Raw genomic sequence first — 13436 nt, 5'->3', positions numbered from 1 at the left:
GGTAGCAGTTATGAGGTGAAATCGGCGAGTAACTCGTGTAGTGCGGGCATCGGGGCGTGTGTCAGCGCCTGGAACGAATGCACCTGGCCCACGACAAAATCGCTGACCGGACGCCCCATCAGGGTGTCGACGATGCGTTGGCTGGCTTTGCCATCGCCATAGGGGTTGGTCGCCTGTGATGCGCGCCGCCACAAGGCCTGGTCGTCGAACAGCGCGTCCACCCCGGCAACGATCGAGGCCGGGGAGGTGCCCACCAGGCGCACGGTGCCCGCCGCCACGGCTTCGGGGCGTTCGGTGACGTCGCGCATCACCAGCACCGGTTTACCCAGGGATGGCGCTTCTTCCTGCACACCGCCGGAGTCAGTGAGGATGACGTGGGCGTGTTGCATCAGGCGCACGAACGCCAGGTAATCCAGGGGCTTGATCAAGTGCACGTTGGGCAGGTCACCCAACTGCTCGGTCACTGGCCCAAGCACGTTGGGATTGAGGTGCACCGGGTAGACGATCTGGATATCCGGACGTTGAGCCAGGTGGCGCAGGGCCTTGCAGATGTCGAGGAAACCCTCGCCGAAGTTTTCCCGGCGGTGGCCGGTCACCAGCAGCAGTTTGCGTCCGGCTTGCAGGAACGGGAACTGTTGGTCCAGTTTGTCACGCAACCAGGTATCCGCATTGATGCGTTGAGCGGTCATCTGCAACGCGTCGATGACCGTGTTGCCCGTCACCAGGCAACGGCCCTGCAAACGTTCACTCAGCAGGTTTTCGCGAGATTGGTCGGTCGGGGCGAACAGCAGGTCGGCACTGAGATCGATGCAGCGACGGTTCATTTCTTCCGGCCATGGGCTGTAGATATCACCGGTGCGCAGCCCGGCTTCCACATGACCCACGGGGATACGCCGATGGAAGGCTGCCATCGAGGCCACCATGGCTGAAGTGGTGTCGCCATGGACCAGTACCCGATCCGGCCGGGTCTGTTCCAGCACCGGGTCGATGGCACCGTACAATGCGGCGGTCAGGGAGTTGAGGGTCTGGTGCGGCGTCATCACGTCAAGGGTGAAGTCGGCCTCGAGATCGAACAGATCCAGCACCTGCTTGAGCATGCTTTGATGCTGGCCGGTGACGCAGATCAGCGACTCAATGCCGGGTTCGGCTGCGAGGGCCTTGACCAACGGTGCCATCTTGATGGCTTCTGGACGGGTACCGAAGATCGAAAGGACCTTGATCCGTGAGTCTTGAATAGCGATAACGCCCTTCCTCGCGCAGTTTTCTGCGCAGCACAACAGCCCGCCCAGGCGCGACCACGCGTTTGAGCAAACAAGCGATTTAAGTGAGTTGATTGTCCAACTGGTAGATGTCAGGCAGGGGCTTTACGTCCACGGGAAGTGGTGTAGTGGCATCTCGCAGCTTGGCGCGGCAAATTAATAACATCAAAGTCCGTTATCGCAAAGTTTTATATGCATAAGTTTGATTAATGTTTTTTTAGAAGGCTCGATGGGGGTGGGTAAGGGGAGTGTGTTAGTGGATGTGAATGGTTTATTACTTATTGAAATATAAGGATTTTTTATGTTTTAGATGTTTGCTTTTGATGCTAGGAATACCCCGGAAAATCGAATTGATGTATTTTTGGCGCCGTATTATGTGCAGCGATTGACTTGGGTTGTCATTGGAATGGCGCCTGTATGTTGTCAGGAAGTGTGAGGCCTTATTGTAAGTAGTGGTTAGGTAAAGTTAGATGTTGGAGGAAGTTCAATTTCATTTTGTAATTCCCGATGGGAAGAACTAGTGAGTGACTGAAGATTCATGAGGCCAATCATTTATTTCCGATAAGGAAAGTCCCTCTAACAGACTTGGACATGTATCGGGGGGTAGACAGGTCATCCGCGCAGCTAACCGATAATCGAACGTTTTGTGTCGAACACCTGACGGGGTTATTGACCAAATTAACTGGGTGGTACATTTTGTCTGCAGCACGCTTCTTCAGCATGACCAAGACCATAATAAAAATAGAGGAATACCCTATGCGTACCCGTCTGCGAGCGCCCTTCGCCTTCCCCCCGCTTCGCTGCTTGAGCCCTGAAGCACCTTTCAACACCTCTGGTTCGATCGAATAGCGATCCCTGCGTTGCCGTTCTATCGCGCCGGGTGAACCCCGGCACTCGACAATCCGAGAGGTCTTCAAGATGGCAAAAGTCGTCGATCTGTATTTCAAGCTGCTAAAGCTGCTGATTGTGTTGTGCATGCTCGCAATGATCGTGCTGGTGTTCGGCAACGTGGTGCTGCGCTACGCCTTCAACTCCGGTATCAGCGTGTCGGAAGAGCTGTCGCGTTGGTTCTTCGTCTGGATGATTTTTCTCGGTGCTTTGGTGGCGCTCAAGGACCGTGCTCATCTGGGGATGGACAGCCTGGTCAAGCGTTTACCGCCGGCCGGCAAGCGTCTCTGCCTGGTCATCGGGCATCTACTGATGCTGTACATCTGCTGGCTGATTTTCAGTGGCAGTTGGCAGCAGGCGGTCATCAACCTGGACGTGGTCGCACCCGCCTCAGGCCTGTCGATGGCACTGTTCTACGCCGCCGGCCTGGTGTTCGGTGCCAGCGCCGCGGCCATCCTGGTTTATGAACTCTACCTGGCGTTGTTCGGCAAGCTGGGGGATGACGAACTGGTCATGGTCAAGGACAACGACGCCGCCGAGGCGATCGCCCATAACCCCATCAAGAGTACACGCCCATGACGCTGGTTATTTTCCTCGGGTCGTTGATGGGCAGCATGGCGCTGGGTATACCCATTGCGTTTGCCTTGCTGGTGGTCAGCGTGGCGCTGATGTTTTATCTGGATCTGTTTGACGCACAAATCATCGCCCAGAACCTGCTCAACGGCGCCGACAGCTTTCCGCTGATGGCAGTGCCTTTCTTCATGCTGGCCGGCGAGATCATGAATGTCGGCGGCCTGTCCAAGCGCATCGTCAATATTGCCATGGCGCTGGTGGGGCACAAGCGCGGTGGTCTCGGTTACGTGGCTATTATTGCTTCCTGCCTGCTGGCGTCGCTCTCCGGCTCGGCCGTGGCCGATGCAGCGGCCCTGGCGGCGTTGCTGGTGCCGATGATGGTGCTGGCTGGGCATAACCGTGGGCGTTCAGCCGGCCTGATCGCCGCCGGTAGCATCATCGCGCCGGTTATTCCGCCGAGCATCGGCTTCATCGTCTTTGGTGTGGCGTCCGGGGTATCGATATCCAAACTGTTCCTGGCCGGTATCGTGCCAGGGCTGATGCTTGGTGCTTCGCTGGCCGTGGCCTGGTGGTACATCTCTCGCAGCGAGAACGTCGAGACGCCGCCCAAGCGTTCCCGCGCCGAAGTGCTGCGCACGTTGCTCGACGGCAGTTGGGCCATGGGCCTGCCCTTGATCATCGTCCTGGGCCTTAAATTCGGGATCTTCACTCCCACCGAAGCCGCAGTGGTCGCAGCGGTCTATTCGCTGTTCGTTTCCTTGGTGATCTACCGGGAAATGAAAGTCAGCCAGTTGTACGAAGTGATCCTGTCCGCAGCCAAGACCACCTCGGTGGTGATGCTGCTGGTGGCGGCGGCCATGGTTTCATCGTGGCTGGTGACCATCGCGGATCTGCCGGGCCAGTTGGCGGAACTGCTGCAGCCCTTCATGGATAACCAGACCCTTTTGCTGCTGGTGATGATGGTGCTGATCATCCTGGTAGGGACGGTGATGGACATGACCCCGACCATTCTCATCCTCACCCCGGTGCTGATGCCTGCGGTCATCCAGGCGGGGATCGACCCGGTGTACTTCGGCGTGCTGTTTCTGATCAATACGGCCATTGGCCTGATCACGCCGCCCGTGGGTACGGTGCTCAATGTGGTGTGTGGGGTGGCGAAACTGGACTTCGAGGAAATCGTCCGCGGCGTGTGGCCGTTCATGTTCGCGCAGTTTGTGGTGCTGTTCCTGCTGGTGGTGTTCCCTCAGTTGGTCCTGGGACCGTTGAAATTCTTCACTGGCTGATGCCGGTGCAAGCCGTAGTAGCTCGATTAAAAACAATAATGACCGGAGAGTGACATGCGAAAACTGATGAAAACCCTGTTGGCCGGGGCCTGTGCAACCGGGTTGCTGTTGGGCAGCGTGGCCAGCCACGCCGATGAGATCCGCGAGCGTACCCTGCGATTCGCGTTCCAGAACGTCAAGGAGCATCCACAAGGGCAGGGCGCGCAGAAGTTCGCCGACCTGCTCAGCGAGAAGAGCGGCGGCAAGATCAAGGTCCGCCTGTTCCCCGGTGGTACCTTGGGCGGCGACGTGCAAACAGTGTCGGCCCTGCAAGGCGGCACGCTGGACATCACCGTGCTCAACTCCGGCATCCTGGCGGCCCAGGCACCGGATTATGCAATGCTCGACTTCCCCTTTCTGTTCAATAACGCTGAAGAAGCCCATGCGGTGATCGACGGGCCGGTCGGCCAGAAACTGGCGGCGCAGTTGGACAGCAAAGGTCTGGTGGGCCTGGGCTACTGGGACCTGGGTTTCCGCAACCTGACCAACAGTAAGCATCCAGTGACCAAACTTGAAGACATGCAGGGCTTGAAAGTTCGCGTCATCCAGTCGCCGATCTACCTGGAAACCTTCACTGCCCTGGGCGCCAACCCTGTGCCGATGGCGTTTCCCGAGGTCTACACCGGCCTTGAGCAGCAGACCATCGACGGCCAGGAAAACCCTTTCACGGTGATCGAAGGCAACAAGTTCTACGAGGTGCAGAAGTACCTTTCAGTGACCGGCCACATTTTCAATCCGCAGTCGTTGATCATCAGCCAGAAAACCTGGAATCGCCTCAACGACGATGAGAAGGCGATGATTCGCCAGGCCGCTGCCGAGGCGCAAAAATTCCAGCGCGAAGTCACTGCGGCGAGCATGGACAAGGCGAAAGCTACGCTGGCCGGCGCGATGACCGTCAACGAAATCACCCCGGCGGAGAAAGATCGCTTCCGTGAGCGCGTGCAACCGGTGATCGACAAGTTCGCCAAATCCCTGGATGGCGACCTGGTGAAGATGATGTACGCCGAAATCGCCAAGGTGCGGGCGGCGCAGTGAGTTGAAGTGTCGTTAGCCAAGGCCTGACGCTGAATCAGACCTCAAACAGTTCAACCCTGTGGGAGCGAGCTTGCTCGCGAAAGCGGTGGATCAGCTTGCAGTGATGTTGGATGTCCCGACGCCTTCGCGAGCAAGCCCGCTCCCACAGGATTATTGTCAGTCTGTTACTGAGCGCCCGGGACCGCCAACCACTGCCCAATGACCTTCTGATAACTGCCATTCGCCTTGCTCAGGTGCAGCCACTGATCGACGTACATTTTCCACGTGGTGTCGTCCCGTGGCAGCAGGTAGGCCTTCTCGCCATATTGCAGGTAGTGGGTCGGGTTGACGGCGCACAGGCCGGGTTTGAGTTTTTGCTGATACAGCGCTTCTGATGCGTCGGTAATCATCACGTCGGCTTTCTTGTCCAGCAGCTCCTGGAAGATGGTCACGTTGTCGTGAAAGTTGAGCTGCCCTTTGGGCAGGAAGGCCCGGACGAAGGCTTCGTTGGTGCCGCCGGCCGGCTCTACCAGGCGCACCGAAGGTTGGTTGATCTGTTCGATGGTCTGGTAGCGCGCCTGGTCTTCGCAACGTACCAGCGGGATCTTGCCATCCACGTCCAGGGTGGTGCTGAAGTAGGCTTTCTTCTGGCGCTCCAGGGTCACTGAAATGCCGCCCATGCCGATGTCGCATTTTTCCGCCAATAGGTCCGGCATCAGGGTTTTCCAGGTGGTCTGCACCCATTGCACCTTGACCCCCAGGCTGGTGGCCAGCGAGCGCGCCATGTCGATGTCAATGCCTTCGTATTCGCCGGTTTCAGCTTTATAGGTATAGGGCTTGTAGTCGCCAGTAGTGCAGACCTTCAGTTCGCCGCGTTGCAGCACTTGGTCCAGATGCGAGGGCGCAGGTTGCGCCAGGGCGCTGCCGCAGAACGCCAGCAGGCCACAGATCGTCATCGTGCTTGTTATGGTTTTCATGGAAGGGACGTCTCGCAAGGGAAGGGGACAAGACGGGCCAGTGTAGTAAAAGTGTTTGCGGGCTGTCACGGGCGTCGTGGAACTCGCCGCCACGAGCGAGTTGCTCAAACTTCACAGGTTTCCTTCCCTCAGCTCTGTCATCATGGCCAATTGCACACCTTGATCGGCGAGAGCCAGTTCCAATGGACGCATCAGTCGTCAGAGTCACGCTTATGTTGATGGTCCCCGGGATCCTGTCGGTCTTTGGGGTTGCGTTCGTCTGCGCGTGGTTCATTGACAAAAAACGCGACTACTTACTGCTTCTGGCTGCTGGTTGCGGCCTGTTCGCGTGTGGCGCGATGTCACAGATTTTCGGCCTGCCGCCCGGCATCGGGCCCAACGCTGTTGTGTCCGGCGCACTGTATACCTCGGCGGTCCTGGCAGTGGCCGAAGGCGTTTTGCTGCGCTCGCAGAAGCGCTTCGGTTGGCGGCTGGATGTCGGTGTGGTATGTCTCCTCACGCTGGCGCTGGCCTGGTTTTTTTATATTGACCGTAACCTCCTTGCGCGCATCTACATCCAGAACTTTGGCTACGGCGCGATTCTGTTGGTGGCTGCGCTCAAGCTCAGATCCCTGGTGGGCGGCAGACTCGTCGACAAGGCACTGTTCTGGGTGTTGCTGGTCTTCTCGTTACATTTCTTTCCGCGAACCCTGTTGACCGTCGGGCTTTCGGCGCCTGTCGACCGGATCACTTTCGTCAACTCGGTGTTTTGGCAGGCGCTCCAGTTGTCCCTGGCGGTGCTGGGTGTTGCGCTTGCCTTTACGATTCTCGCCGCTGCCATTGCCGATGTGATCGATGACTTGCGGCGCGAGCGCGATTTCGACCCGTTGACCGGTGTCTTGAACCGGCGCGGCTTCGAGGACCAGGTGTCGTTGCTACTGATGAAGAGCCCGCGTGGCACGACGTCGCTTGCACTGTGCGACATCGACAATTTCAAGAGCATCAACGACACCCACGGTCATGACGTGGGCGATAACGTCCTGCGCGAGGTTGGACAACTTCTGCGTGCCTCGGCACGCAAACGCGACATCGTCGGTCGGCTCGGCGGCGAGGAGTTCGCCGTGCTCCTGCCGGACACCGATGCCCGGGAAGCCCATGAGTGCGCGGAGCGCTTGAGAATGGCCATCGAGCACGGTGGTTGCGCCACACTGGATGCTGTCGGGCCGGTCACCGCGAGCTTTGGTGTCGGCAGCCTAGGCCCCAAGGAAACCTGGCAGAGCCTGTACAAACGCGTTGATAGCTTGCTTTACCAGGCGAAGCGAGCCGGGCGTAACCAGACGGTGGCGGATGAGTTGTCACATCGGTTCGACAGGCAGGCTGAGGTTGAGTCCTGAGCAAGCGCCCTGGTCCAAGGACGATGAGGTTCAGGGCTGTTCAAGACTGGCCAGATAGGCGCAAAACATATCGGCCATTGCCTGCGCGTATTTTTCAATCTCCGCAGGCGAGCGAGGCGTTGCTGAAAACTGTTTACCTCCGGCACTGAGCGTCGTGGTGATCAAGTCGGCGGCCAGTGTTCGGTGTTCCGCCGCTGCCGTGGGCAGCACCTCTTGCATGAAGAGTCCCATCGCCTGTTCCGTCGAAGCCCTGGCCTCTTGCGCCTCGGGGGCGTCACGGTAAAGCGGCGCGGCGTCGCTGAGTGCGACACGGATCAGCGCCTCATCGCATTCCGATTGGATAAACGCCTGCACAAGTGTACGCAGCCGTTCGAAGGGTAATTTGCCGTTGTCCTGAAGGATATTGCGCAACATCTCGCACGTCTGGCGCCATTCATCACTTTGCAGTCGGAACAGGATCGCCGCTTTGTTGGGAAAGTACTGATACACCGAACCGACGCTCACCCCGGCCCTCTCAGCCACGCGCGCCATGGTGAAGCGCCGCGCGCCTTGCGTTGCCAAAACCTGAACAGCGGCTTGCAGAACGGCGGAGACCAGTTCGGTCGAGCGTGCCTGTCGGGGTTGTTTTCTCGAGGAAATCTGTGGGCTTGAGCGCTCGGACATGAATGGATGAGCCTTGTAGGGGGAATGCGAATAGGAAATGCGACGAGGTGTTTGTATTCTGAATGCGACGAATTGATCGCATTTTAGTCGTCCCCCAAACGGCACTCAACGACTTCCTCTGGTATGACTCTCATGACTCACAAACATACGCATCCTGCTTCTTCGGCGACCTCTGGGGACGCCGGCGCCAATCCGGTGTTGAAGCTACTTCCACTGACCCTGACGGTGTTCATCGGCTTCCTGACGATAGGCATGCAATTGCCCGTCTTGCCCTTGCATCTGCACGACACGCTGGGCATGGGCACGCTGGTGATAGGCCTGGTGGTGGGCGCGCAGTTCGCCGCGGCGCTGTTTTCGCGTTCCTGGGCCGGCAACTTCGCCGATATCCGCGGCACCAAGCGTGCGGTGATTGCCGGCCTGGTGACAGCGGCCTGTTCCGGCCTGATGTACCTGGTTTCCCTGGCGTTTGTCGAGGTGCCGGTGGTTTCAGTCTGGCTGCTGCTCTTGGGCCGAGTCATCCTGGCCATGGGCGAAAGCCTGATCGTCACCGGCGCGCTGGGCTGGGGCATTGGTTTGGTCGGCCCGCAACATGCGGGCAAGGTCATGGCCTGGAATGGCATCGCCATGTACGGCGCCTTTGCCTTGGGGGCGCCGGCGGGCGTGTTTCTGAATGCTGCGTGGGGGTTCATGGGCATTGCCGTGAGCTCGGTATTCATCCCGCTGCTGGCACTGCTGGTTGTTGCCAATGTCACCGCTGTCGCCCCCACGGCGACCCGGCGCACGCCGTTCTACCAAGTGCTGGGCACTGTATGGACCCCGGGCCTGGGGCTGGCGTTTTGCAGTGTCGGGTTCGGGGTTGTCACCGCGTTCATCGCTCTGTTGTTCGCCAGCAGGGGCTGGGGCAACTCGTCGCTGGCCTTCACCGCGTTCGGCCTGGCGTTCATTGGCGCTCGCCTCTTGTTTGGGCATCTTCCGGACAAGCTTGGCGGTGCGCAGGTGGCGTTGGTCTGTGTTGTCATCGAGGCCGTCGGGCTGCTGCTGATCTGGGGGGCCGACACCGCGCTTGTCGCTTACCTGGGGACTGCATTGACCGGGTTTGGCTATTCGCTCGCCTTCCCGGGGTTCGGGGTGGAAGCGGTGCGGCGCGCGCCGGCGCAAACTCGCAGCCTCGCCATGGGGGCTTATGTTGCGTTCCTGGATATTTCCCTGGGCCTCACCAGTCCGCTGGCCGGTGTGTTGGCGAGTGGCTGGGGCATCGAGGCTGTTTACCTTGGCGGCGCCGTGACTGTCGCACTTTCCTTTGGGGTCGCCTTGATGTTGTTGATGGGGCGGGCCGATGGGAAGCAGGCCGTACCCGTTCACTATAAATCTTGAGCCATCCATGGGGCACAGCGGTTCGCGATCTACGGTGGTTGATCGGAACTCCCGGCGCAGGGGGGCTCGTCAGCTGCCCTGGGCCTGCTCGGCCATCAGCTGTACAAGCAGGCGCACTGGCTCGGTCAGGCTTTGCGGAGCGCGGTGGACGAGGCCGATGTCGCGATGGAAGGTATGTGAGCCCAGGTCCAGGACCCGCACCCCGGCAGGCCAGTCGTGATGGGCTGCGGTCTGGGGAACCAACGCGATGCCGACGCCTCTTTCCACCAGTTTGATGATCGCGTCCAGTTCGTCCAACTCGCAGACCTCCCGCAGGGGGATGTGCATCTGGCGCAGGAAGCGGTCCACCTGCCGGCCACCAAAGGATGAGCGGTCATAACGGATGAACGGCTGACTGGCGAGCAATCCGGCCCAGTCATCCCCCGGCACATCGCGGGGTACGATCAGGCGGTAGGGTTCCTGGATCAGGGTGGTCCAGCGCAGATCGCTCTGCAATGAGAAAGGTGGGCGAATGATGGCTGCGAGGTCGATTTCGCCGACGTCCACCAAGTTGATCAGCTCGATCGACAGACCGGGAATCACCCGCGTCCGGCAGTGTGGGCACTGGCGGTGGAACTGTGCCAAGGCGTCCGGCAGAAATGAACGCTGGACTGACGCGATGGCGCCGATGTTCATCAATACGCTGGCCGGTGTGCCGACGCTGGAGGAGCCCAGGTTGTCGTATTGGCGAAGCAGCTCCTGGGCTTGCAGCAGGATCTGATGGCCCCTGCGGTTCAGGTGGGCCGAGCGTCCCTTGCGATCGAAGATCTCGAAACCAAGTTCGGCCTCCAGGCGTTGCATCTGGGCGCTCACGGCTGCCTGGGTGAGGCCAATGCGGTGGCCGGCGGCGGCGAAAGTGCCTTCGCGGGCGACGGCGATGAGGGTTTTCAGTTCTTTGATCATTCACAAAGAATAATTGTGTTTCTGACTAATTTATATTGATTTTATTATTTCAAGTGCGGCGCTAGGCTTGTTTCTCTCTTGCGAAAACGACCGGTGTCCTGATGAGTCTTTCTCCCTTTCATTTGGCTATTCCCGTTTACGATCTTGCGGCAGCCCGTACTTTTTACGCGGATGTGTTCGGACTGCCAGAAGGTCGTTCCAGTGCGCAATGGGTCGATTTCAACTTCTACGGTCATCAGTTGGTGATCCATGAACACCCGAAGACGGCGTCCCAGGAAAGCGTCCACAGCAACCCGGTCGATGGCCACGACGTTCCGGTTCCGCACTTTGGTGTGGTATTGGGTTGGGCAGAGTGGGAAGCACTGGCCGAGCGCTTGAAGTCCTTTGGTACTGAGTTTGTGATCGAGCCTTATATCCGCTTCCAGGGGCAGGTGGGCGAGCAGGCGACGATGTTTTTGTTCGACCCTTGTGGCAACGCGCTGGAGTTCAAGGCGTTCAAGGATATGAGTCAGTTGTTTGCGAAGTAACGCATACGATCTGCTGAACACTGAGCCTTGTGGTGAGGGGATAAATCGTCTCGCCACAGCGGGTTTCTCTATCAGCGCGAAATGATCCCGTGATCGATCGCGTATTTCACCAGCGCCGCGGGTTTGTCGATGTTGAGCTTGCGGCGGATGCTCAGGCGGTGGGTTTCTACTGTCCGTACGCTGATGTCCAGCTCCCGGGCCATTTCCTTGTTATTCAGCCCCTGGACCATTTTGGACAGCACCTGGCTCTCCCGCGGCGTCAGTTCGTTATCGGTGTTTTGGTCTGTGGCGAGCCGTTGGGCAATCTCGGCGCTGTAGAAGGTGCCGCCGCTGATGATGGCTTCGATGGCCGCGATGATCTCCCGCGACGGCGCGTTCTTGAGCACGTAGCCGCTGGCGCCGGATCGCACGGATTCGCTGACGTACTCATAATTGTCGTACATGCTGAGGATGAGGATCTTGAGGCTGGGGTATTGCTTGCCCAGCAAACGAGTCAGTTCCAGCCCGTTCATGTCCTTGAGGCTGATGTCCATCAACAGCAGGTCCGGTTGGCAGCGACCGACCATCTCGATCGCTTGCGCGCCGTTCTCGGCTTCGCCCACCACCTCCAGCCGGGGCATCACGGACAGCAGGGCCCTGATGCCGTCGCGGACCAGGGAGTGGTCGTCGACCAGCGCGACGCGGATTACGGGGGGCAGGTTCATTGGCAGGTGCTCTTGTGGGAGTGGGCGCGCATCAGCTTTCTGTCGCCGACAGGTTCATGGGCAGCAGGATGTCCAGCTCGCTTCGCCCCGGCACCGACGTCAACTCCAGTCGTCCGCCGAAATGCTCGACCCGTTCGCGGATATTGCGCAGGCCGATGCCGCTATGGCCACGTTCGACCTGTGGGACGTTGAAACCCATCCCGTCGTCCACCACCGTCAGGCGCAAGGACTGGCCGGAGCCGAACAAGGTGATGCCGACGCTTTTCGCACCGGCGTGACGCTCGATATTGGTCAGGGCTTCCTGGGCAATGCGAAACAGCGAGACCGGCGCTCCATTTTCCAGGCGGCAATCGAATTCGTTGCTTCGGTAGGACACCTCCAGCCCGCTGCGTTGCTGGAACTCTGCTGCGAGTTGGCCGATGGCGGCAGGCAGGCCCAGGGTGTCGAGCAGGGAAGAGCGCAAGTCGTGGGAGATGCTGCGAATCTCGCCGATGGCTTCGCCGAGTCGGTCTGTCGCGTTTTTCAAAATGCCCAGGCCGTTTTCCTGGCCGTTTTCAAGCACATGACTGGCCAGTTCGAACTGGAATTTTATCGACACCAGCAACTGGCTGATGCCGTCGTGAAGTTCGCGAGACACTCGCGAACGCTCTTCCTCCTGCAAGCTGACGATGCGCTGGTTCAACCGCTGCAGCTTTTTGTCGGCCAGCCGGTGTTCGCTGACGTTGAGGGTCATGCCGCCGGCAAACACCAGCAGGACCGCGACCAATGCGATGGCAGCGATGGCCTGCATGGTGGTGTGGATGCCCTGGGCCACTTCATCGCGGGCTTGCTGGGTGGCGCGCTCGACATCCTCCAGATAGATCCCGGTACCGAGCATCCAGCCCCAGCGATCGAGCATCACCACGTAGGCGAGCTTGTCGGTCACTTGGCCGGAGGAGGGCTTGTTCCAGGCATAGCGCTGGAAACCTTCGCCGGATTCGGCACTCTTGAGCAGCGCCTGGATCACCGGCAGGCCGTGGGGATCCTTCATGTCCCAGAGGTATTGCCCCACCAGTTCCGACTGCCGGGCGTGCATCAGGCTGCGGCCCTGGCGGTCGTACACGAAAAAATAGCCGTTGATGCCGAAGCTGAGCTTGCGCAGTTCCTCCAGGACTTGCTGCTGCGCGCGTTCGTCGCCCAAACCGCCGTTATACAGTGGGGCGATCAGGCTCTGCGCCATCTCGACATAGTTTTTCAACTCGGCGCGCTTGCTCGCCAGGATGCTGTCTTCGATCAATTGGGCCTGTTGATCGCCTAACTGGCGATTGAGCGAGATCACCAGTGCGCAGATGACGGCAATCGCCAGGACCAGGGGCAGGATCCCGAGGGCGACGATTTTGTGTTTGAGCAGCATCTGTACTCCTGTCCGGATTCGGCGGCGGGGAGGTGGATGGCGGGCATCATATGTCAAACCCATGTGCGAGGCATAAACCTGTGGAATATGGCCATCTACGTAGAACTACGTAGATGGCCCGTACGTAGTACTGCGGATTTATTTATTGACGACTTACAGGGATATTGGGCCGGCTCCGAATAGCCGGGGCACACTATAAAAACAATCGCCGCAATCCACTGGATATCGGCAGGAGACACGCAATGACAACCCGTCTGGTTAAACACCTCGCCTGGTTTGCCGTGGCTGTTCTGGGAGCCTGTGCGTTGAGTGTCGTGGCCTTGCGCCGCGGCGAACCCATCAACGCCCTCTGGATCGTCGTCGCAGCCGTGGCCATCTACCTGGTCGCCTACCGCTACTACAGCCTCTTCATCGCCAATAACGTGAT

The 13436-nt window shown here is 59.2% G+C and carries 13 protein-coding genes; 7 read left to right on the top strand and 6 right to left on the bottom strand.

Features of this window, described 5'->3' with window-relative positions:
- Positions 1-8 precede the first annotated feature (8 nt).
- Positions 9-1241, bottom strand: coding sequence for a non-hydrolyzing UDP-N-acetylglucosamine 2-epimerase (wecB, locus tag ACWNZ1_RS04705; RefSeq protein WP_238346756.1), 1233 nt, complete (start codon positions 1239-1241; stop codon positions 9-11).
- A 936-nt stretch (positions 1242-2177) separates the two neighbouring features.
- Between wecB and ACWNZ1_RS04700 the strand changes: the two genes are divergently transcribed.
- The 3 genes from ACWNZ1_RS04700 to ACWNZ1_RS04690 are packed head-to-tail and all read left to right on the top strand — an operon-like array spanning position 2178 to position 5077.
- Entirely contained in the window at positions 2178-2726 is a 549-nt protein-coding gene (locus ACWNZ1_RS04700; RefSeq protein WP_135845290.1) for a TRAP transporter small permease, read from the top strand.
- Positions 2723-4003: a TRAP transporter large permease subunit gene (locus ACWNZ1_RS04695; RefSeq protein ID WP_256452803.1), complete on the top strand. Its 1281-nt coding sequence runs from the start codon at positions 2723-2725 to the stop codon at positions 4001-4003. The genes ACWNZ1_RS04700 and ACWNZ1_RS04695 overlap by 4 nt, the downstream gene beginning before the upstream one ends.
- A gap of 54 nt (positions 4004-4057) precedes the next feature.
- A complete protein-coding gene (locus tag ACWNZ1_RS04690; protein WP_456027454.1) occupies positions 4058-5077 on the top strand; it encodes a TRAP transporter substrate-binding protein in 1020 nt (339 codons plus the stop codon).
- Between the two features lie 164 nt (positions 5078-5241).
- Here the strand turns inward: ACWNZ1_RS04690 and ACWNZ1_RS04685 are convergent, their stop codons facing one another.
- Positions 5242-6033, bottom strand: a complete 792-nt coding sequence (locus ACWNZ1_RS04685; protein WP_135845293.1) for a transporter substrate-binding domain-containing protein — start codon at positions 6031-6033, stop codon at positions 5242-5244.
- A 212-nt stretch (positions 6034-6245) separates the two neighbouring features.
- Here ACWNZ1_RS04685 and ACWNZ1_RS04680 point away from each other — a divergent pair, with 212 nt between their 5' ends.
- Entirely contained in the window at positions 6246-7406 is a 1161-nt protein-coding gene (locus ACWNZ1_RS04680; RefSeq protein ID WP_280944919.1) for a GGDEF domain-containing protein, read from the top strand.
- Positions 7407-7436: 30 nt separating this feature from the next.
- Here the strand turns inward: ACWNZ1_RS04680 and ACWNZ1_RS04675 are convergent, their stop codons facing one another.
- Entirely contained in the window at positions 7437-8069 is a 633-nt protein-coding gene (locus ACWNZ1_RS04675; RefSeq protein ID WP_135845295.1) for a TetR family transcriptional regulator, read from the bottom strand.
- 132 nt (positions 8070-8201) lie between these two features.
- Here ACWNZ1_RS04675 and ACWNZ1_RS04670 point away from each other — a divergent pair, with 132 nt between their 5' ends.
- Positions 8202-9443 (top strand): arabinose transporter, encoded by a 1242-nt coding sequence (locus tag ACWNZ1_RS04670; RefSeq protein WP_265073066.1) that lies wholly within the window; start codon positions 8202-8204, stop codon positions 9441-9443.
- Between the two features lie 69 nt (positions 9444-9512).
- Here ACWNZ1_RS04670 and ACWNZ1_RS04665 read toward each other — a convergent pair whose 3' ends face one another.
- Positions 9513-10385 (bottom strand): LysR substrate-binding domain-containing protein, encoded by an 873-nt coding sequence (locus tag ACWNZ1_RS04665; RefSeq protein WP_135845297.1) that lies wholly within the window; start codon positions 10383-10385, stop codon positions 9513-9515.
- Positions 10386-10486: 101 nt separating this feature from the next.
- Here ACWNZ1_RS04665 and ACWNZ1_RS04660 point away from each other — a divergent pair, with 101 nt between their 5' ends.
- On the top strand, positions 10487-10912 hold the full coding sequence (locus ACWNZ1_RS04660) for a VOC family protein (RefSeq protein WP_135845298.1): 426 nt from the start codon (positions 10487-10489) through the stop codon (positions 10910-10912).
- Between the two features lie 71 nt (positions 10913-10983).
- Here the strand turns inward: ACWNZ1_RS04660 and ACWNZ1_RS04655 are convergent, their stop codons facing one another.
- Together ACWNZ1_RS04655 and ACWNZ1_RS04650 are read right to left on the bottom strand one after the other, a co-directional pair.
- Positions 10984-11616 (bottom strand): response regulator, encoded by a 633-nt coding sequence (locus tag ACWNZ1_RS04655; RefSeq protein ID WP_256452806.1) that lies wholly within the window; start codon positions 11614-11616, stop codon positions 10984-10986.
- Between the two features lie 31 nt (positions 11617-11647).
- On the bottom strand, positions 11648-13009 hold the full coding sequence (locus tag ACWNZ1_RS04650; RefSeq protein ID WP_135845300.1) for a cache domain-containing protein: 1362 nt from the start codon (positions 13007-13009) through the stop codon (positions 11648-11650).
- 242 nt (positions 13010-13251) lie between these two features.
- On the opposite strand from ACWNZ1_RS04650, the gene ACWNZ1_RS04645 reads away from it, so the two are divergent.
- The coding region (locus tag ACWNZ1_RS04645) for a hypothetical protein (RefSeq protein WP_204128157.1) at positions 13252-13436 on the top strand (185 nt) is incomplete at its 3' end.

Source organism: Pseudomonas sp. CFBP 5748, assembly GCF_053850495.1.
The sequence above is the reverse complement of the archived record's forward strand: the minus strand, read 5'-3'. Positions and strand labels throughout refer to the sequence as shown.